The sequence below is a fragment of the Anaerocolumna chitinilytica genome, from assembly GCF_014218355.1.
In the GTDB taxonomy this organism is placed as follows: Bacteria; Bacillota; Clostridia; order Lachnospirales; family Lachnospiraceae; genus Anaerocolumna; species Anaerocolumna chitinilytica.
The window spans coordinates 674,333-693,803 of sequence record NZ_AP023368.1 but is presented as its reverse complement, the minus strand read 5'-3'; the positions used below and the strand labels follow the sequence as shown (position 1 = coordinate 693,803).

Annotated in this window: 16 protein-coding genes; all 16 read right to left on the bottom strand. The window is 40.1% G+C overall.

The window, feature by feature from the left end:
* Window positions 1-74: 74 nt before the first annotated feature.
* On the bottom strand, window positions 75-590 hold the full coding sequence (locus bsdcttw_RS03095) for a hypothetical protein (protein ID WP_207726485.1): 516 nt from the start codon (window positions 588-590) through the stop codon (window positions 75-77).
* 212 nt (window positions 591-802) lie between these two features.
* A complete protein-coding gene (locus bsdcttw_RS03090; RefSeq protein WP_185257959.1) occupies window positions 803-1,486 on the bottom strand; it encodes an AlkZ-related protein in 684 nt (227 codons plus the stop codon).
* Window positions 1,487-1,630: 144 nt separating this feature from the next.
* On the bottom strand, window positions 1,631-2,653 hold the full coding sequence (locus bsdcttw_RS03085) for a protein-glutamate methylesterase/protein-glutamine glutaminase (protein WP_185257958.1): 1,023 nt from the start codon (window positions 2,651-2,653) through the stop codon (window positions 1,631-1,633).
* Between the two features lie 7 nt (window positions 2,654-2,660).
* Entirely contained in the window at window positions 2,661-3,482 is an 822-nt protein-coding gene (locus bsdcttw_RS03080) for a CheR family methyltransferase (protein WP_185257957.1), read from the bottom strand.
* 12 nt (window positions 3,483-3,494) lie between these two features.
* Window positions 3,495-5,189, bottom strand: a complete 1,695-nt coding sequence (locus bsdcttw_RS03075) for a methyl-accepting chemotaxis protein (RefSeq protein WP_185257956.1) — start codon at window positions 5,187-5,189, stop codon at window positions 3,495-3,497.
* Between the two features lie 112 nt (window positions 5,190-5,301).
* Window positions 5,302-5,787 (bottom strand): chemotaxis protein CheW, encoded by a 486-nt coding sequence (locus bsdcttw_RS03070; RefSeq protein ID WP_185257955.1) that lies wholly within the window; start codon window positions 5,785-5,787, stop codon window positions 5,302-5,304.
* A gap of 19 nt (window positions 5,788-5,806) precedes the next feature.
* Window positions 5,807-6,208 (bottom strand): response regulator, encoded by a 402-nt coding sequence (locus bsdcttw_RS03065; RefSeq protein WP_185257954.1) that lies wholly within the window; start codon window positions 6,206-6,208, stop codon window positions 5,807-5,809.
* Window positions 6,209-6,491: 283 nt separating this feature from the next.
* Entirely contained in the window at window positions 6,492-9,518 is a 3,027-nt protein-coding gene (locus bsdcttw_RS03060) for a PAS domain-containing hybrid sensor histidine kinase/response regulator (protein WP_207726484.1), read from the bottom strand.
* 20 nt (window positions 9,519-9,538) lie between these two features.
* Window positions 9,539-11,596 carry a chemotaxis protein CheA gene (locus bsdcttw_RS03055; RefSeq protein ID WP_185257952.1) on the bottom strand — a complete coding sequence of 686 codons (2,058 nt, stop codon included), beginning with the start codon at window positions 11,594-11,596 and terminating at the stop codon, window positions 9,539-9,541.
* A gap of 21 nt (window positions 11,597-11,617) precedes the next feature.
* The gene (locus tag bsdcttw_RS03050) at window positions 11,618-11,977 is read right to left on the bottom strand and encodes a response regulator (protein WP_185257951.1); all 360 of its coding nucleotides are present in this window, start codon (window positions 11,975-11,977) and stop codon (window positions 11,618-11,620) included.
* Between the two features lie 338 nt (window positions 11,978-12,315).
* A complete protein-coding gene (locus tag bsdcttw_RS03045; RefSeq protein WP_185257950.1) occupies window positions 12,316-13,437 on the bottom strand; it encodes a sialidase family protein in 1,122 nt (373 codons plus the stop codon).
* 58 nt (window positions 13,438-13,495) lie between these two features.
* Window positions 13,496-14,758: a sialidase family protein gene (locus tag bsdcttw_RS03040; RefSeq protein WP_185257949.1), complete on the bottom strand. Its 1,263-nt coding sequence runs from the start codon at window positions 14,756-14,758 to the stop codon at window positions 13,496-13,498.
* A gap of 231 nt (window positions 14,759-14,989) precedes the next feature.
* Window positions 14,990-15,853, bottom strand: a complete 864-nt coding sequence (locus tag bsdcttw_RS03035; RefSeq protein WP_225903778.1) for a carbohydrate ABC transporter permease — start codon at window positions 15,851-15,853, stop codon at window positions 14,990-14,992.
* A 113-nt stretch (window positions 15,854-15,966) separates the two neighbouring features.
* Entirely contained in the window at window positions 15,967-17,424 is a 1,458-nt protein-coding gene (locus tag bsdcttw_RS03030; protein WP_185257947.1) for an extracellular solute-binding protein, read from the bottom strand.
* Between the two features lie 103 nt (window positions 17,425-17,527).
* Window positions 17,528-18,502 (bottom strand): carbohydrate ABC transporter permease, encoded by a 975-nt coding sequence (locus bsdcttw_RS03025; RefSeq protein ID WP_185257946.1) that lies wholly within the window; start codon window positions 18,500-18,502, stop codon window positions 17,528-17,530.
* A 56-nt stretch (window positions 18,503-18,558) separates the two neighbouring features.
* Window positions 18,559-19,464 carry a carbohydrate ABC transporter permease gene (locus bsdcttw_RS03020; RefSeq protein WP_185257945.1) on the bottom strand — a complete coding sequence of 302 codons (906 nt, stop codon included), beginning with the start codon at window positions 19,462-19,464 and terminating at the stop codon, window positions 18,559-18,561.
* Window positions 19,465-19,471 lie beyond the last annotated feature (7 nt).

Here is a 19,471-nt window from a genome sequence, read left to right as displayed (position 1 = left end):
TAAAAAAGCTCCACATGGATAACTACCACATTGGGGAGCTTTTCTACAGCTAATCTCTACGATTTTGGTGCTAATCACCGGCTCTTTGATTTTCTCCCATCCAAAAACTCATTAAAGTCTGCGATTACTTGCTTATCATTTGGATAAACCATTATCTTACCAAGATATTCAAAAATAGACAGGCTGTTCTCAATTACATAATCATTTTGAATTCCTTTTCCCATGTTCGCTTCTCCTTCAGCCGGCAGGACATAATTTTCCAGCAAGTATATATATAATTTATTTAGTACTCCATATAAGTCTTCATTCTCCTTATAAGAGGTTATAAAGAACACCTCCATGGCATCTTTTAGATTGTATAACATTTGATAGAAGCCTTGTATTTTTTGTTCTCTGCTTACATTACTGCAATTAAGATTTATTCCTTCCATGGTATCTGAAATAGCTTTAAAATAGATAATATCCGCTTTTTTCTGTTGGCTTTTACTTTCTGATTTAACTTCCAGTAATTGAATATTGGTAATTACGAGCAGTAGTATTAAGACCGGTACCCCTAATTTCTTAACTATCCTCTTATTCATTCTCCCCATTTTCCCTCCTTTTTCCACCCTATTCTCCTTTTTCTTTCTTTTCTCCTTTTTTCCTTCCTTTTCTTCTCTTTTTTTGCTTTTCTCCTCTTTCTTTTGCTTCTCCTCTTTCTTTTGCTTCTTTCCTCTTTCTTTTGCTCCTCCTCTTTCTTTTACTTCTCTCCTCTTTCTCTTGCTTCTCCTCTTTCTCTTCCTTACATTATATAATTTCTTTTTTATCCGTTGATGAACTTGCTAACCTTTTTGGGATTCGCATTCGGATTTAGTTTATTGATCCATTGAGATATTTTATTATAGGCATCCTCAGGCTTTATTACCAATGCTGCATTTATCACTTCTTCTCCAAAGAAATCTTCCGTCAGACAAAAAACTGTGGAAGACCAGCCATACTCTTCCCCGGCTCTTGATACTTTTCTGGCTCTTCCGCACATAGTAATATAGAACTTCATCTGAAGCTCCGTCATAGCCGCGTCAAACTTTCCCTTATCCTCTCCTCCAAAACCTCCATACTGTTTTATCAAATGAAGAGGCAGTTCTTTATACTCTCCAAGCAGACAATATATCTTTTTGGCATAGAGACTGATATTTCCTGCTTCATACTCTTCTGTCAGCTGTCTGTCTCCTCTCCTGATAGCATAAAAATAGGGATACCACTCCTTCGTAATATATCCACTCTTCTTAAAAAAGAACTTACCATAGGCTATATCACTCTCTTCGTTCAATACCCGCATTCTCCATTCCCAAGGGTCTGTCTCTTTCTTCTCTGTGTGCCATATGATGGTGTCCCCATAGTAATCACAAAGGGAAAATACACCTTCATTATTTGCTCCACCTACACTCATTCCAGCTATAGCAAGATTTGTTACAAAATCTTTATAATTATTAATTGTTGTTATCATAGTCTTTCCTCCCCTTTCTCCTATAAATAAAGTCTTTCAGTCAGATGTACTTATTTTAAGCCCAAAAACAGGAAATTACAAGCAATAAGGCCCAAAGCACATTTTCATGCCTTGAGCCTTTCAACTTTTTTGGTAAGGTATCGATTATTCCAGCAGCATCTCTGCCAGTACCTTTGGTATAGCTTGCAGCGCTGTCTGCCTTTCTACTGCTCCAAGGTCATAGGCAACCTTGGGCATTCCATAAACAACAGAAGTCCTTTCGTCCTGCCCGATAGTCCTGGCACCTTTTCTTCTCATAGATAAGAGACCTCTGGCCCCATCATACCCCATGCCGGTTAAGATAATTCCCACTGCTTTTCTATCCGCTTCTCTAGCCACAGAATCAAAAAGTACATCTACGGAAGGGCAATGACCATTCACCTTTTCAGCTTCAAATACTTCAGTAATATAGTCTTTTCCTGATTTTCGAATTCTCATATGACGGTCACCCGGTGCCAGCAGAACACTGCCTTTTCTGATAACATCGCCGGAAGCTGCCTCCTTCACCTCAAGACCAGTCTGTGCATTCAAACGCTTTGCAAACATGGCAGAAAATACGGGCGGTATATGCTGTGTGATAACAATTCCAGGTATACCGGCCGGTAACAGCTTTAGAATCTGATAAATGGCTTCTGTTCCTCCGGTCGATGCTCCCATCGCTATTATCCTGCCTTCCGGGAATATCATATCCGGGGGAAGTTCTGCTCCCGTTAATTCCTTTTGTTCGACCACTTTTGCTCCTACGGTCATTTTTATCTTCAGAAGCAATTCCTCAATGAAATGTTTCATGGCAAGGGCAGTCTTCTCCTCAGGTTTCGGAATAAAATCCACTGCACCTGCATCCAATGCTTCAAAGACAGCATTGCTTCTGCCACTCACTACAATTACCGGCAGCGGATACTGAGGCAGCAGCCGCCTGATGAACTCAATCCCATTCATCCTCGGCATTTCCACATCACAGATCATGACATCCGGTTCATACTTAAGAATTTTATCTCTGGCTATAAAGGGGTCTTCTGCTCCGGCTACTACTTCTATCTGTCTGTCCTGACTAATTCCTCGCATAATTGCTTCTCGGAACACGATACTGTCGTCTACAACCAATACTTTAATTCTACTTCCCACCATAAACCCTCTATTCTGTTTTCCGGTATACCGAAGGCATAACATATCGGAAACCACTTTTATCTTTATTAATTGCCTCAGAATGCCCAAGGAATAAATAACCGCCATTTGCCAAATTACTATAAATCTTCTGCAGCAGTCTGTTTTTATCCTCCTGATCAAAGTATATCATTACATTTCTGCAGAAGATGGCATGAAATTTCTTCTTAAAGGGATATACCTCCTCCATGAGGTTGAATCTGCGAAAAATGATTTCTTTTTTTATGATATCCTTTGCTTCCCACAACTCGTCTTCCCTTAATTGAAAATAATCCTGTTTCCATTTCGCCGGCAAAGGGGTTATCCTCTCTGTTGTATATACACCTGCTTTGGCTGCCTCCAAGGAGCTTAGGGAAATATCCGTGGCCAGTATCTTGGTGTCCCACCACAATTTCTCTTTCCCCATAAATTCACTATTAAGAATTGCAAGAGTATAAGCTTCCTCACCGGTGGAACAGGCGGCGCACCAGATTCGAAGATCTCTGTCTTTTATTGAACTCTTCAGTTCCGGAAGTACTTGAGTTTGGTAAAACCGAAAATGATCAGCTTCTCTCATAAAAAAGGTATGGTTTGTTGTGAGCTTGTCTATCATTTCAATTATACTGTTATCTGTGTTGTTGTTTTGAGTCAGGTATGTAAAATATTCTGTAAAGCTTTGCATATTCAACTTACACAGAATATTCTGCAGCCTGCCATTTACCAAGGTCATCTTTTCCTGCTTTAGATTAATTCCATAGTTGCTATGGATATATTTTGCAAGCTGTATAAATTCCTTCTCTGTTATTTCGACCATAAGAAATCACTCTCAGTACTTTCCGAATTCTTCATCGCTTAGCATAATCTTTTTTATCTTATTTGGATTACGGGTTCCATCTGCTTTTCTCGAACTATTCAGGTTATTGGATTTACTATCATAAGCAAACACTTCTTTCTGAACTCCATGTTCTTTCTGGTCCTTTAGCTTGAACCGTTGTACCTGATCTTCTAATAATATTGCCTGACTGGCTAGTTCCTCACTGGCTGCCGCACTTTCCTCAGAAGTAGCGGAGTTTGTTTGTATAACGGCTGATACCTGCACTATTCCTTGATTAATCTGTTCGATTCCAATGGATTGTTCATTGGAAGCTATGGATATATTGTTTATCAGGGTTGATGCATTTTCAACTTCTCCTACAATTTTCTTTAGAGCAGCTGCTGTGTCATTGGCAATTCTGGTACCGCTCTCTGCCTTTTTAATGGCCCCTTCAATCATTGCAGTAGTCTCCTTGGCTGCATCAGCTGACCTGGCTGCCAGATTACGAACTTCCTCCGCAACGACTGCAAAGCCCTTCCCGTGCTGTCCGGCCCTTGCTGCTTCCACCGCTGCATTTAAGGCAAGAATATTGGTCTGAAAGGCTATATCATCAATTACTTTAATAATCTTTGAGATATTCATGGAAGCATTGTTGATATCCTCCATTGCCCGAAGCATTTCCTGCATTTGGGTATCTCCTTCTGCTGCACTGACCTTTGTCTGATTCGTGATGGAATTTGCTTTATCTGCATTTTCTGCATTTGTTTTAATCTGAGCTGAAATTTCCTCCACCGAAGCTGATAATTCTTCAATGGTACTAGCCTGCTCAGTCGCTCCCTGAGAAAGTACGATACTTGAATCAGAAAGCTGGGAAGAACCAACAGATACCTGCTGGGCAGCAGTACGGATGCTTGTCATGACTTCATTCAAGGTACCAATCATTTTACGCAGAGCCTGAGAAAGTACCCCGATCTCATCTTTGCCTTGATACTCTACTTCAACATCCAGATCTCCTTCTGCAACTCTTTCAGCAACCCTTACCATTCTGATAACAGGCTTGCTGATGATACGGGACAGCAAGATTCCCAGAAGAACCGCAATGATAACACCTACTACCACAATACCAACTACTATCATTATCGTATTCTGTGATTCCTTGCTATATTGCTTCGCCAGTTCGTTACCACCATCATTCTTAAGCGTGAAAAGCTCATTAATATTTTCCATAATATCGGCAACAAGCTTAGCGGAAGTATCTGCTCTTGTTAAACTGAGAGCCTCTGTACTCTTACCCGCCAGCGCAAGTTGAGTAATCTCTTCCTGGAGGGGCTTGTAATTATTTAAATCTGCCTTCAGATCTGCAAACACTTCCTTCCCCTGTTCTGTCTGCAGTGAATTTTCAAATATGGAAAGAGATTTATCCATTTCTTCCTGAAGGGTATTTATTTTTTTTACATATTCCTGCTGTTTTGTATGATCCACTTCCAGTAATATATCACGGAGATTAACACGAATCTGCTGGTAAGCCACAGAGACATCCGCAATATCACCTAAAGGAGTTCCATAATTATCATATAGCTCTTTATATTGATGATTCGTCTTATAAAGGTTATATACTCCGATTCCCCCTACAACGCCTGCTATTACTGCTACTAATATAAATCCCAGAATTAGTTTTGTTCCTATTTTAAAATTTTTAAATTTCATCCCTTACGTACCAATACCCTTAAGACGGTGCCTTAAGTATCGCCACAAAATATAGTTCGGAAGATGTACCGTGGCATCCTTTCCCTCTTCATTTCATCCGGACTGTGCTTTCTTATAGATTCGTTAAATCATCCTGCTCCTGTTCACTTAGTAAATGTTCGCAATCCAATATCAGCTTAATCTCATTCCCAGCCTTACCGATACCCTTCATATACCGGTTTCCCCCATTTTTCACCTCAGGCGGAGCTACAATATCCCCTTCGGGAATTGCTAATACTTCTGCCACTCCATCTACAATCAGACCTATGGACAAGCTATTCATTTCTACTACGATTACGCAGGTTCTGTCATTATATTCTTTGGGCTCCTTCTTAAACCGCAGCCTGATATCCATCACAGGAATGATTTTTCCTCTTAAATTAATTATTCCTTTTATGTAGTCAGGAAGCTCCGGGATTTCTGTGATTGGTTGTATTCCGATTATTTCTGTTACGTATTTTATTTCGATTCCATATACTTCATTGCCAATCAAAAATGTCAAATACCTATCCTTTTGCGTATCTTCCTCTTCTTCCAAAAATCTGTCCATATCCTCCATATAAGCCTCTCCTTCCTGTTTATGACACAGAGGTAAATCCGAATTCCTCTAATACCTTCGCCATTTTATGGATGTCAAGAGGCTTAGCCGCATAGGCATCACAACCGGTATTCATTGCGTTCTGAACGATACCAGCATCAGCAAGAGCTGTTGTCATAATAATTTTTGCTCTTTTTTCCGGCTCCAGTTTTTTTTGTGCCTCCAATTCTCTGATTGATTTCAAGGTCTTGACACCATCTAATTTTGGCATCATGATATCCAGACAAATCAGATCATAGGGCCTGTCTTCTCTCACCGCCATTAAAAACGCTTCCACTGCCTCCAAACCATCCACTACCAAATCGCAATCCCCATATCTGCCCATAAACTTATATAAGAACTTTCTACTTACCAAATCATCCTCTGCAATTAATATTCTCATATTAACCTCTTTCCTGAATATCCAATCTAAGATTGGATATTCGTTAATCAGTAGTTGAAAAAACTCTTTTGTTTTTTCAACCTAACCTCCATATGATGCGCTTCAGCGCATACTCAAATAAAAAGTGAAAATTTTAATTTTCACACTGACCTCTTTCCTGAATATCCAATCTTTGATTGGATATTCGTTAATCAGTAGTTGAAAAAACTCTTTTGTTTTTCAACCTAACCTCCATGTGATGCGCTTCAGCGCATACTCAAATAAAAAGTGAAAATTTTAATTTTCACACGAACCTTTGTTTTATATAATAGTATTCCTCCTTCATTTCCAAAAAGTATTTCTTGACTGTATCCATCTCTTCCTTCCTGGCAGACAGTTCAAGTTTAAAACAGAAATCTTTTAAGTTTATAAAATCAGCTTCGATAGCCTGCTCTTTTATTTGATGTGCTATTCTCTCTATCCTATTAAAATTCCGTTCTTCCATTGCATGATCAAGCTCAATTATCATTAAGGGTATCTTTTTTAGCAGTTCTTCCGTTTTATGGGATACCTCATTCCTATCACTATAGGTACAATACCTTACTTCTCCGTTGCTATCCAAACGGGCACCTCTCGGATAACAGCTTTTTTCTATCGCCTCATAAAGCCCTCTCATGTTAATGGGTTTTGACAGATATCCATCCATCCCTGCTTGCAGGAAATTTTCTTCATCCCCCTTCAAAGCATAGGCTGTTAGTGCTATTATTGGAATATGACTTCCGGATTGTTCCTTTGTCCTGATGTTTTTAACCGCTTCTACTCCATTCATTTCCGGCATCTGGATATCCATCAGGATGATATCGTATTTTTTCATCTGAAACAAATCGACTGCTTCTTTTCCATTGTATGCAAATTCAACCCTGTGTCCCCGCTCCTTTAGCATTTTACTGATTACTTTACGGTTAACCTCATCATCTTCTACCAGTAATATCATGAGTGGATTATCTGTCTTCTTCGTTTCAAGTGCCTTTCTTTCCGTAGAAACCGCCAAATTTCCTTCTTTAAATTTTAGAAAGAAGTAGAAAGAGCTGCCATTTCCCTTGCTGCTCTCTACCCCTATACTGCCTCCCATTATCTCCACCAGTCTCTTTGCAATAGCAAGACCAAGGCCTGTACCTCCGTATTTCTTGGTGAAGCTGCTCTCGACCTGGTGAAAACTCGTAAATAAAGATGAAATATTATCCTCTGAGATACCAATCCCGGTATCCGATATTCGAAACAATAATTCAACTATTCCGTCGGCTTCACTGGTCTTACTTATTTCAAAATTGATGAAGCCTTGATTCGTAAACTTAACGGCATTTCCCATCAGATTATCGATAATCTGACGTAAACGCCCCGGATCCCCCACAAGATACCTGGGTATATTATCCGGAACCGTGTACTTTAAGAACAGTCCTTTTTCTTTCACACGCAGGGTATAAGGTTTTAGCAATTCTTCCGTCAGCTCTTTCAGATCAAAGTTTTTTTCATCAATAGATAGCTTACCGGCTTCCATTTTAGAGAAATCTAAAACATCGTTAATAATATTAAGCAGAGAGTCTGCACATGCTTTTGCTGTAATCAGATTCTCTCTCTGCTCTTTGGTAAGATCAGTCAACAGCGTTAGGTCTATCATACCGGTCATTCCGTTAATAGGAGTCCTGATTTCATGGCTCATACTTGCTAAGAATTGGCTCTTTGCACGATTGGCGGCCTCTGCTCGTTCTCTGCTTACATGCAATTCTTCCTCGGCCCGCTTTCGCTCTGTAATATCTCTTATAATACTAAACAGTATCTGCTTCTCTCCAATATTAATTAACTGCGTACTGACTTCACTCACAAAGATGCTCCCATTCTTACGTCTATGAACTGCTTCCAAAAAAATCTGCTTTTGTACGCTCTTTTTAATCTGTTCTCTTATAGCAGTGCTGTTTAGCCAAATCTTGTTTATATCCATACCTATCAACTCATCTTTTAAATACCCATAAGTCTCAATTGCGGATTTATTTGCCTCCAGAATTCTCCCGTTTAAATCCATCATTATAACAATATCCCTTGCATTGTCAAAAATCATCCGGTAACGTTCCCGATTCTCCTCGGCTTCCTTTTGCTCCTGTATATTAAGGATGGAAGCCAGATAACCTTCAAATTCTCCATTAAGATTATAGTACGGTGCATGTGCTACAATGCACCAGTAATATGCCCCGTCTTTTCCTCGAATACGGATTTCCGGCTGAAAGTATTCCTGGTTTTTCATTGCTTTGTCTCGTAGTTCGTTGTATCGAGGCAGATCATCCGGATGTATGGATTCATACCAGCCGAACTCCAATGCCTCCTCCAGACTTTTCCCATAAAAATCAAGCCAGGTCTTATTGGCATAGGTACACGCAAATTTAGTATCTGTCCTCCAAATGAGGGAGGGAAGCTGATCCAGAATATTCTTACAGGTATCCCTTGCAACTGTTATTTCTTTTTCCTTGTTCTTATTCTCAGTAATATCAATCATAGTAACAAGACAGTATTTTGAGGAGTTGATTCGTAACGGTGCTGTGCTGATGCGAAACCAGTGTTCCTCATTTAATCCGTTCCAAACCACGGCTTTTCTCTGTTCGATACTGCCGGTTTCTATCCCCTCCTCAATGGCTCTTCGAACTGCTCTGCGGAATTCACAGTATTCACACTGAGTTTCTTTACCGCACTGATAATTATTTATGCCGCTGACACAGGGAAACTTTCTGCCGAAAAAACTTCCTACAATTTTCTCCCTGCTCTGCTCCAAGTACGCAAGAGCTGTATCATTTATCTGTGTTATAATGTAATCCCGGTCTAAAACCACCATACCAACAGCCGCATAATCAAAGATTTCCTTGAGGTTATTCTTTTCATTCAGATTCTCAATTTCTAAATTTTTCAGTCTGGTAATATCTCTGATTGTGACAACTGCCCCTTTTACAAGTGATTTCTGATCCACTATAGGGGAAAAGGTTGCCGATATGTATTTCTCATGACTATTATCTGTTCTTATTACAGTATTATTTTTAAGCCCTTTTATTTTTTCACCATTCAGTACATCCTTTAAAGGACTTTCTATCTTTATATTACTCTGTGCATTCCACAGTCTGACAATTTGGTCAAAATCCTTCCCCGTAGCCTGATTCGCATCTATTTCCAAAATACTCTCTGCTGCTTCATTCATATAGATAATCTTTTGATCCATATTTGTTGAAACAACGCCCTCCCCGATGGAGGATAAGGTAGATTGGGCAAGAGCAAGAGCTTCATCGTACATCATATTTCTATATATGATAATCACCTCAATTTAATTGATTCTTCGTATTCTGCCAGCCCTGCTATATCAAGTATGAGGCTAATGCTTCCGTCTCCAAGTAAGGTACAACCCGCCAAACCCTTTACCTTTTTTATTTTCTGTATATAAGCTGGCAGGGATTTTACTACTACCTGCTGCTGCCCCATCAGTGCATCTGCAAAGATGCAAAAATTACGGTTATCCTGCTTTACAATTACGATGATACCTTTTGTAAATTCTGTTATACCATTTTCAACAGAATAGTAATTGTGCAGCCTCAAGATAGGATAACATTGCCCTCTTATCAACAGCATTTCTCTGCCTTCGGGGTCAATCACGATATCTTTGCTCTGAGGTCTTAAGGATTCTATAATCGAAATGGTTGGTATCGTATAATAGGAATTCCCGACTCTAAGATTCATGCCGTCAATAATAGCCAATGTTAAAGGTATGCTTAAAGTAATGGTTGTTCCTGCTCCCGGCTTACCGTCTATGCTGACTGTTCCGCCTACACCACGGATGTTCTGCATTACCACATCCATCCCAACTCCTCGGCCTGAATACTCGGAAATGGAGTCTTTTGTTGAAAACCCCGGCAGGAAAAGCAGATTGAATATTTCCTTTTCCTCCATATCTGCTGGATTTTTAAACAATAGATTCTGATTCTGTGCTTTTTTTAAGATATCTTCCGTACTTAAGCCTTTTCCGTCATCTTTAATAATAATATGAACATTACCACCGGCATTTTTAGCTTCCAGAGTGATTACACCGGTTGAATCCTTACTCTTTAAAATCCGCTCCTCCGGGTCTTCTATTCCATGGTCCGCAGCATTTCTTACAAGATGCATCAGGGGATCTGAAATATGCTCAATAATGTTCTTATCAACCTCGGTATCTTCACCGATTATTCTAAGAGTTATTTTTTTATTTAATTGTCTGCTCATATCCCTGACAATTCTCTGCATTTTCAGGAAAACCGGACCTAACGGGACCATACGAATGGACATAACCGTATCCTGGAGTTCATCTGTTATCTTTTTTAGCTGACGGGCTGCTTTTTGAAAGTTTCCAAGCTCCAGTCCCCTCAAATCCGTATTCTGGGTCACCATAGCCTCTGCTATTACCATTTCACCGACTAAATCCATTAATTTATCCAGCTTAGTAACATTTACGCTGATCATTCCCGGGCCTGCTGTCATACGGCTTTCCTTCAAAGGAGTTTTCGCGGCTTCAGAAACAGCCTCTGTTATCTTCGCCAATTCTTTACCGTAGGAGATTTCCTTCTCTTCCAATTCGGTCAGTTCCAGTTTTTTCAGAAAAAGGGTACTTTCTAAAAGTTCCTTTATCTGCTCATAGGATTCATTAGACTGAAAAAACACCTGAAAACCATCCTTTTGTATCTTATCAATACATTCTTTGGAATCTTCCAAATTATCCGGTTCATGATATATTTCACCTGCTGCTTCCTTTAGTTCATGGAGCACAGTAAAGGCTCGGATATTTTCCAGCTCACAGTCATCTTCAAAAAAAATCACTGCCTTATAGGCATACTGATACATTAAAGTGTTTGTTCTATCCTGACTTATGTAATATTTCTTAGGTTGTTCCTCTCTTGGTGTAGTTTCCTGAAGTGTCTTCTGCCCTCCATTGGCAGCTTTTAACTCCGATAGAATGGATTTTATGGTTTCTACAATCTCATTGGAATTTCCATCCGCTCCGTCACCGTTTTTTATCTTCTCTATTTCTACCTTTATGAAGTCTATACTCTGGAAAATCGAATCACAAATCAAAGAGCTATCCGTATTTAGCGGCTTTTCTTCTCTCAAAAAGTAAAATAAGTCTTCTGCTGTATGTGCGAGAACCGATATATTCTGAAACATCATCATAGCAGAAGACCCTTTTATTGTGTGCATTATTCGAAAGATTTCATTTATACTGGAGAAGGAAAAACCTCTCTCTTTTTCACATTCCAGTATTATTTGCTCAAGCTGCCCAAGGAACTGTGATGTCTCATAAATATACACATCAAGCATAGGTTCATTTGTAAATCTCTCCTGCATTCCTTCTCCTCCAAATGGCACTTATAATGCCAGCAGCTTTTTTATTGTTTTTGTAATCTGCTCCTCCTTAAAGGGTTTTATAATAAAGGTTTTTGCGCCTGCTATAATAGCTTCCCGCACCATGGTTTCCTGTCCCATAGCAGATATCATCATAACCACAGCATTCTTATCATAATCAATTATCTGTTTTAAAGCTTCAATGCCTGTCATGTCCGGCATTGTAATATCCATAGTAACCAGATCCGGTCTGTGTTTGATATATTCCTGAACGGCTTCTCTGCCGTTAGCCGCTTCGAAGAACTCGAATTCTTCGTCTTTCAGAATGTTCTTAATGGATAACCTCATAAAAACCGCATCATCAACTATCAATATCTTCTTCATTTGTTCCCTCCATCTATTAATGCATTTATGTTCATATACATACGGCAGTTATCACTTTTTTCAGTTCTGTCAAGCTCTGTATGTATAGGAATTTCTTACTATTTTCCTAACTATTATTATAGTAGTTTTGGCTAGTTTGTCAATTATTTATTGAAGAATTATGTCTATTTTTAATAATTGCTGTCACATATTGTCAGTTGTATTAATCAACTGAATAATTTTTACTCAATTTTCTTTTATTTTCTGCACAAAAAAGGAGTTGCTCTAAAACGAAAATACAACTTCGTTTAAAACAGCTCCTTCTTTGTGTATATTATTTCACAATCTTTCTGTGTGTTTTAAGGAATCATCCTTAAGAATCTCTGATTTCCGGCAAAATGATCAATTGTGATAACCACATCATTGGATGCAGTTTCAATCATTCCCGGTGCATAGGCGGCACTTCCGTTTGTCCAGATCGTAGTTAATCCTCCCCAGGATTCAAAGGTTGTTAAGGTTCTGATGTATTTGATGTGAGTCCTTCTCTTTGTCACATCCAGATTGGACATATCGGGAGTCCCTCCAAAGTCTTCATCAGTACAGAATATAACACCTACCGGCCCTCCCCCTATACGGATTGCTACAGGGCAGTAAGCATTATATCTTCTGCCGCTGGCTGAATCTATAAAAGATTGGTATACAATTTTCCTTCCGGAGTAATCCCATGTATTTCCGCCGTCAAAGGACTGAATTGCCCTTACTACATTTGAGTATACGCCGCCGCTTGCACTGTCCTCAATTCCTTCCGTAACCAGCATAATCCTGTTGTTTCCCAAGTCAACGACAGATGCCATACCGTCACGGACAAATTTACCGGCATTATTATCTCTGGATGCTGCTTTTACTCCGTATTTATTCCAGTCACCGGCTAGTCCGCTTCTGCCCTGCATAGCAATCCACTGGGAACCGGAACTTCCATTCTGTGAAGCTAAAGGCTCTGAGTCATAATAGCACTGCATATCCCCGTTATTTGCCAGAAAGAGCCACGGAGCCCCTACAAAGCTTGTCTGTCCGGATATAACCATACTGTCATAGGTCCAATCTTTACCGCTGTTGGTACTTTTACAGATTACAATAGAATACTGCTTAGCCTGATTATATTCCCGAAAAGCACAATAAACCGTATTGGTACCAGGAACACTAAGAAACATTACATCACCAAAATCAATGGCTGAATTATTCGCTACAGTTCCTCTTCCGGCCCAGGTCTTTCCTTTATCGGTACTGCCCAATACTTCAATCTCATGGCCGGAACTTCTGCCTCCTACAAGGCTTCCATCCAGGCATTTTGCGATGCTTCTGATGGCTCCGGCGCCATAAGAGAGCTCGGTGAGACTGAATGCCCTGGCACTGTCAGAACTTGAAAATATTGTTACAATGGCAAGTAATACTGCCAATAGACCTTTAAATTTCTTCCCCATATATACAATCTCCTTTACTTTTATGTTTACCCCATAAATATCATTTTTTATTATATTCTTACTTTACGAATCCTCTTTTTATCAATATACCTCCCGTGGGATAATTTGTACTTGTGGCTGCAATCAGATAATCATCATAGCTTAACAAGCTGTTCCAGTTACTGCAATAGCCGTCCGGGGTATCAAAAGGTATAGAACAAGGAAGAAATTCTGATCCTGCCACATCTGTAGATATCATAACTTTCATCCTGGAATAATCGTCGCCGGTCTGCGCAGCATCCTCATCAGTCTGAAAAGACACTGCCAGCCTTCCGTCTTTTAGCTTAACAATATAGGGTGCACCGGCTTTTTTCTCAAATTTTCCGGGGACATAGATATTTTTAAGGTCGCTGCTCCAGTCATAGCCATCGGGAGAAATCTTCATTTGAATAATAAATGGATAAGTGGGAGATAGCGCAGTTGATTCAATTACCATTGCATAAGAACCGTCTTCCAATTGACACCAAACCGGCATACCATCTCTTGAAAAGGTCTTTGTACCATCAGATGCAATTCTTTTATTGCCCCAGCCATCTTCTTTCCAAAGCTTAAATTCAATGTTTTGCTGTCTGTTATTTCTGACAACATTCAGACTGTCATTGGCATAGAATACAGCAATCGAATTACCTATGTAACCAAACTGGGGTTCATACAGGCCCCCTTCCCCCTGTTCTTTTGCAACGGTGGAATGGCGTTCCCAGGTCTTTCCGCCATCCTTACTCACACTTACCCGTATGGAAGAATAATAAATATCCTCCTTCATTATATTTGCACGATAAGCTGCCCAGATATCTCCATTCTCCAGCTCAATAAAATTGGCATTGGCGCAGTCGTACTCCGGATAATCTGTTACCTGAACTGCCGTTCTACTCCAAGTCAGCCCTCCGTCATCACTGGTGATAAGTTTAATGACAGACCTGTTCCCATCTTCATTGGTGTCAAAGCCGCATAAAATCCTATTATTTTTTAACCGGTATATTCTAGGGTACCAGACCCCGCCTTCTTTCGGCTTGTAGGCTAAAATATCTTTTTCTGCCCATTCTATTCCACTGTTCATCGCTGTCTCACTTTCTTCATTTGTTATGTTCTCTTTAGAAGATATCCCTGTAGAAGGGGTACTTTGCGGCTGCTTTTCCTGCTGCAATTCCTGCTGTTTAGAATCCTCCGGTTCTTTTACTACCTGTCCCGTTTCTTTCCTATTATCATTTATCTTACAGCCAGTCAGGAGAAGGGTTATTACGCAAAGCATTGAAATACCAATCTTAATCTTCTGTTTTATCATATTCACCGCCTCTTTCTATTGCTCAACCTATTAAGAATAGGTCACTTCATATTTCTAACCAAATTGGAACAATCAATTGCCCATCATTTTTCTCATTCGCATTGCCCTCATAATGATAAAAATATGGAGTCTCACTTTTGGTATGGTCATGTAAGCAACGATAACAAATAGAAAGACTCCATATCTTATGTGTTCTAAAAATCCGGCGTAACTTACCGTAAATCTGGACGATTACTTTATTCCGGAATGTGCCATGGTATTCATGACCTTACTCTGAAGCAGGATAAATAATAAAATGTTTGGCAGGAACATGATAAGGGCACCTGCTGCCGCTATTCCCTGACCGACTACCGTGTTATTGGTATTTACCAGGGTACTCATATAAAAGGCCAGAGTTTTCATATTTTCTTTCGTTGTAAACATGTTAGAGGTCTCAAGGTTACCCCACACCTGTTGAAAAGAAAGAATGCAGACAGTTGCCACCGCCGGTTTAATTAAGGGCAGTATCACTTTCCTGTATACACGGAAGGTACTTGCTCCGTCAACATAGGCAGCCTCCAGAAGTTCATCCGGTACCTGATCTATAAACTGTTTCAGTAAAAACAACCCAACAGGCATAGCAAGCAGCGGCAGGATATGAGCAAAATAGGTATCCATAATCCCCATCTTATCAATAATTAAATATCTTGGTATTAATACCGCTGCCGGTACAAACATCATCGAAAGCGTATTGGCTTCAAATATCATATTCTTGCCTTTAAAAGACAGCTTTGACAAGGCAAAACCTGCCATAGAGCCAATAATTACCGCAAGAAATACCACTAAAAGCGTGACTAACAGGGTATTAAACAGATATCTGCTTAATGCTACGGATGAAGTTTGTGCCGTTTGAGATAATTTCGTAAAATTATCCAGGGTAGGATGAACTGCAAAGAATTTCGGCGGGAAAGCAAACAATTCTCCTAAGGGTTTAAACGCATGATTTATGATATAAACAATGGGAAGTGCCATAAATAATGCTAAGGGCACTAAAACAATATAGAATTTCAACTGATCCTTACTAAAACCTTTTGGATTAATTGTTATACTCTTCATAAAAATAACCATGTCCTTTCCAACGCTCTCATGTTTGGGCCGAGAATTTCCCGGGTCAATCTTGCTTGAAAATAATCTGCTTCCCCTGCTACCTCGGTTTAGCTTGTATTACCTTACTGCGGAAGGTTGGCCAGCCATTCATCCTTGATCTCATTTGCTTTCTTGGTCAAGGTATCAGCCATTTCAGCAGGTGTTACTTCTCTGTTATCAAGCTGAGTCCATATTCCGTTATCATTAGCCCAGGTATCGAACTGAGTCCAGCCGGGGGCAACAGAACCAACTGTAGGAACAACATTGGTAAGTCTCTTATATACTTCTTTGATATCTTCTCTGTCTGTAAAGTTCGTTACAGCATCCCATACCTTCTCATTCTGTATAACCGGCATACGGCTTACAACACTTACTCCTGCCTGCTTATAGCCTTCCAGACGGTTTAAGCAAGCCTCTTCACCCCAGGAAGTCCATTTCTGAAGTTCCCATGCTTCTCTCGGATGCTGAGTAGTAGCAGAGATTACACCATAGTCAACAACTGCCATCTGTTTTCCGGAAGGTCCGGCAGGCTGAGGATAGTATAAGAAATCACAGCCGGATTGCTGTTTAACCGCATCTTCAAAGTATGCAATTGTCCAGGTCCAATCAAAATGCATTGCACTTCTGCCAAAGCCGGGAGGCCATGCTCCTTCATCTCCAAGCCATTTCTTCTTATCTTCTGCAGAGGCCCACTCACAGATGCCCTTGTCGATAAAGTCATACTTTAAGTTCATACCATCAATCCAAGCCTGGTCAAAATGATAACTGCTGCCATCCCAGCCTCTCATAGATTCATTCTCTGTGTACTGAGCAGGGAAGTAATCTGCATAATTGGGATTGGAGGTTCCAAAGTTGAAGTCTTCCGGATGTGATATTCTGGTTGCGATATCTTTAAAATCATCCATGGTCCAGTCATAGGAAGGCAGGGGCTCATTGTATTTCTCAAATAAAGTCTTATTCAAGAACACCAGATAAGGGAACATAACAATAGGCATACTGTAGAGTTTGCCGTTAATCTTCGCATTGTTTATCATAGCCGGATAGATTTCTTTTGTATCAGGGTCTTTTTCATAATAGTCTGTTACATCAAGTGCCCATTGATTAGCAATTACATCTGTAACAGAGAATGTCCAGAATACATCGGGAAGCGTTCCTGTTGCGGCTAGTGTAGTAAGACCATCATTCCAGGCAGCCTGGTCAATTGTTACGAATTCTACCTTGATGTTCGGATATGCTTTCATAAATGCTTCAATCTGCTTATCCTTTGCCTCTGTTTCACCTTTTTCGCCAAGACCCCAGCTGGCATATGTAAGTGTGATTTCATCGGTTGTCATAGGTCCAAGCAGGGAATCTGCCTGTGCTTCTGCATCTGCGGATGCACCATCTGTTGCAGCTGCATCGTTGGTGTTGCTGTCTTCATTCGCAGTTGTTGCTGCCGGTGCATTGTTGCTGCCAGTGGTTTTATTTCCCGAGCAGGCAGTGAGACTTGACAGTACTAATACAATAATCATTAATACTGACACTAGTTTTTTTGCTTTCATTCAAAATCCTCCTCTTAAATAAATAATTTCTTTCCTATTTAAGCTTAAGCGGCAAACTTGCCACTTAAGTAAATGGCATATTAAAAGATTTATCCTTCCCTCTCTATTCCCCGGTAATACCGGTTCTGTCAATTCCTTCTACGAAATATTTCTGCAATACAAAATACATTAATAGAAGGGGGGATATGGTAATAACTGTAGCAGCCATCTTAATAGCCTCATTGGCAACCGAATCTCCCATAACGGAAGCACCCCATCCGGCTACCGTCTGTACATGCTGTTTATAACTAATGTCAAAGTTCTGCAATTCTAAAAGCATTGTTCTTACCACTTTGGTATCTGTCGCACTGGTCAAACCCATATACAGTGCCGTAAAATAGGTATCGTTCCAATACCACACGAAAGAGAACAAAAAGCATATGATAAAGGCCGGAACCGCTAAAGGTACGGCAATCCCAAAGAATATACGAAACTCTGAGGCTCCGTCCACTCTGGCCGCTTCATCTAAAGAAATAGGTGTCTGTCTGAAAAACTGCATAAATATCAGAACAAATATGGCACTCTTGGTTCCCTGCCCTAAAAGAGCGGGATAGATCAAAGTCTTTAAAGTGCCAATCATATGATAGTCTGAAAACATGGTGTACTTTGGTACCATTAGAACATAAGGCGGTAAGATAAAGGTAAGGAGTATCAGCCCTACAATCAACTTCTTTAAAGGCACTTCATACCTGGCAAGTCCATAGCCCGTTAATGCACATACTGCTGTCTGGGCAAGGGCCGGAACCAATGCGCTTATAACGGTATTCATAACCGTCTTATCTACCTTCATTACCTCAAAGGCTTCTTTATAATTACTTAAAGTAACCGAAGTCGGTATCCACTTAACAGATGCATCCAATAAGTCCCCTAAGGACATAAAGCTTTTCACTATCATTTCAAGGATAGGGTAAAGGTATACAAAACCCATAGCAACCAATATGACGTAAACCCCGGCCATATAGAGAACTCCCCGCTTACCCGTTCGCCCTATGAGCCTGGACTTGGCCTTTAAAAACAGGGTGTAGTTTTTATTATTCATTCTCAATCTCCTATTGTCGACATGCTACAAATTTGAGCATTTGCTGAAAATTCCAACTATTTTCTTCGGATGATTTCCGTCCGTACTATCTTGTTTTTCGGTTCCCGCCCGAACAGCAGATAGCAGATCAGGAGCAAAAGGGTAATTCCCAAAGAATATATCCAGGCTGCCGCGGAAGCTACTCCGAACCCTCGCTTAGAGGCATCTAACATACTATCTCTGATCCATATGATTACGGAATTAATCTCTGAGGTTGCCAGGAATACAATGATATAGATAGCATTAATCAATATCATTCCCCTGATGGAAGGCAGTACAATCTTCCAGAAGGATACCCAGGAAGAAGCTCCGTCTATGGAGGAGGCTTCATATAGTGCATGGTCAATCTTTTGCAGTCCCGACACAAATATAAGAATGGGAACGCCGGAGTACCAGAGTATCAGAATCAACTGGCTGAACAGTGTTGTTACCGGATCCCTTAGAAAATACGGTAACTTATTATTAATAAAATCATAAATGCCATATTGCTCAATTAAAGGTATAGTTGAAGCTCCCTGATTTAAGAGCATGTTCATGACCGGCCCGCTTACTACTACAATTGGCAGAAAGAACAAGGTTCGAAACATTCCTTTTAGTTTAATTTTCTCATTCAGCAGCAGTGCAAGGACCAGTGAAAACACAAGGATGAGCGGCAGCTGCATAATGATACTCTTAAAGAATTCTGCCAGACTCTGTAAAAAGTAAGGATCCTTGGAAATAAAGTATTTGAAGTTCTGCATTCCTACGAATTTGACTGACCTTCCCTTTGCCGTAAAAGACACTTTGCTGAAACTAAATATAACGGATTGGATAAGCGGATACAGGAAAAAGACTAAAAACCCTATTATCCAAGGAGTCACAAACAATAGCCCCGTCATTTTCTGCCTGAATGCAGTGGTAAATATCCTTTTTCGCTTTTTCATATTCTGG

Coding starts and splice junctions, on each gene's coding strand:
- bsdcttw_RS03055 (WP_185257952.1), bottom strand. CDS start 11,596: ATGCAGGAGAGATTTACAAATGAACCTATGCTTGATGTGTATATTTAT.
- bsdcttw_RS03050 (WP_185257951.1), bottom strand. CDS start 11,977: ATGAAGAAGATATTGATAGTTGATGATGCGGTTTTTATGAGGTTATCC.
- bsdcttw_RS03080 (WP_185257957.1), bottom strand. CDS start 3,482: ATGGTCGAAATAACAGAGAAGGAATTTATACAGCTTGCAAAATATATC.
- bsdcttw_RS03045 (WP_185257950.1), bottom strand. CDS start 13,437: ATGGGGAAGAAATTTAAAGGTCTATTGGCAGTATTACTTGCCATTGTA.
- bsdcttw_RS03040 (WP_185257949.1), bottom strand. CDS start 14,758: ATGATAAAACAGAAGATTAAGATTGGTATTTCAATGCTTTGCGTAATA.
- bsdcttw_RS03085 (WP_185257958.1), bottom strand. CDS start 2,653: ATGGTGGGAAGTAGAATTAAAGTATTGGTTGTAGACGACAGTATCGTG.
- bsdcttw_RS03060 (WP_207726484.1), bottom strand. CDS start 9,518: ATGTACGATGAAGCTCTTGCTCTTGCCCAATCTACCTTATCCTCCATC.
- bsdcttw_RS03095 (WP_207726485.1), bottom strand. CDS start 590: ATGGGGAGAATGAATAAGAGGATAGTTAAGAAATTAGGGGTACCGGTC.
- bsdcttw_RS03020 (WP_185257945.1), bottom strand. CDS start 19,464: ATGAAAAAGCGAAAAAGGATATTTACCACTGCATTCAGGCAGAAAATG.
- bsdcttw_RS03075 (WP_185257956.1), bottom strand. CDS start 5,189: ATGAAATTTAAAAATTTTAAAATAGGAACAAAACTAATTCTGGGATTT.
- bsdcttw_RS03070 (WP_185257955.1), bottom strand. CDS start 5,787: ATGGAGGATATGGACAGATTTTTGGAAGAAGAGGAAGATACGCAAAAG.
- bsdcttw_RS03025 (WP_185257946.1), bottom strand. CDS start 18,502: ATGAATAATAAAAACTACACCCTGTTTTTAAAGGCCAAGTCCAGGCTC.
- bsdcttw_RS03030 (WP_185257947.1), bottom strand. CDS start 17,424: ATGAAAGCAAAAAAACTAGTGTCAGTATTAATGATTATTGTATTAGTA.
- bsdcttw_RS03065 (WP_185257954.1), bottom strand. CDS start 6,208: ATGAGAATATTAATTGCAGAGGATGATTTGGTAAGTAGAAAGTTCTTA.
- bsdcttw_RS03035 (WP_225903778.1), bottom strand. CDS start 15,853: ATGAAGAGTATAACAATTAATCCAAAAGGTTTTAGTAAGGATCAGTTG.
- bsdcttw_RS03090 (WP_185257959.1), bottom strand. CDS start 1,486: ATGATAACAACAATTAATAATTATAAAGATTTTGTAACAAATCTTGCT.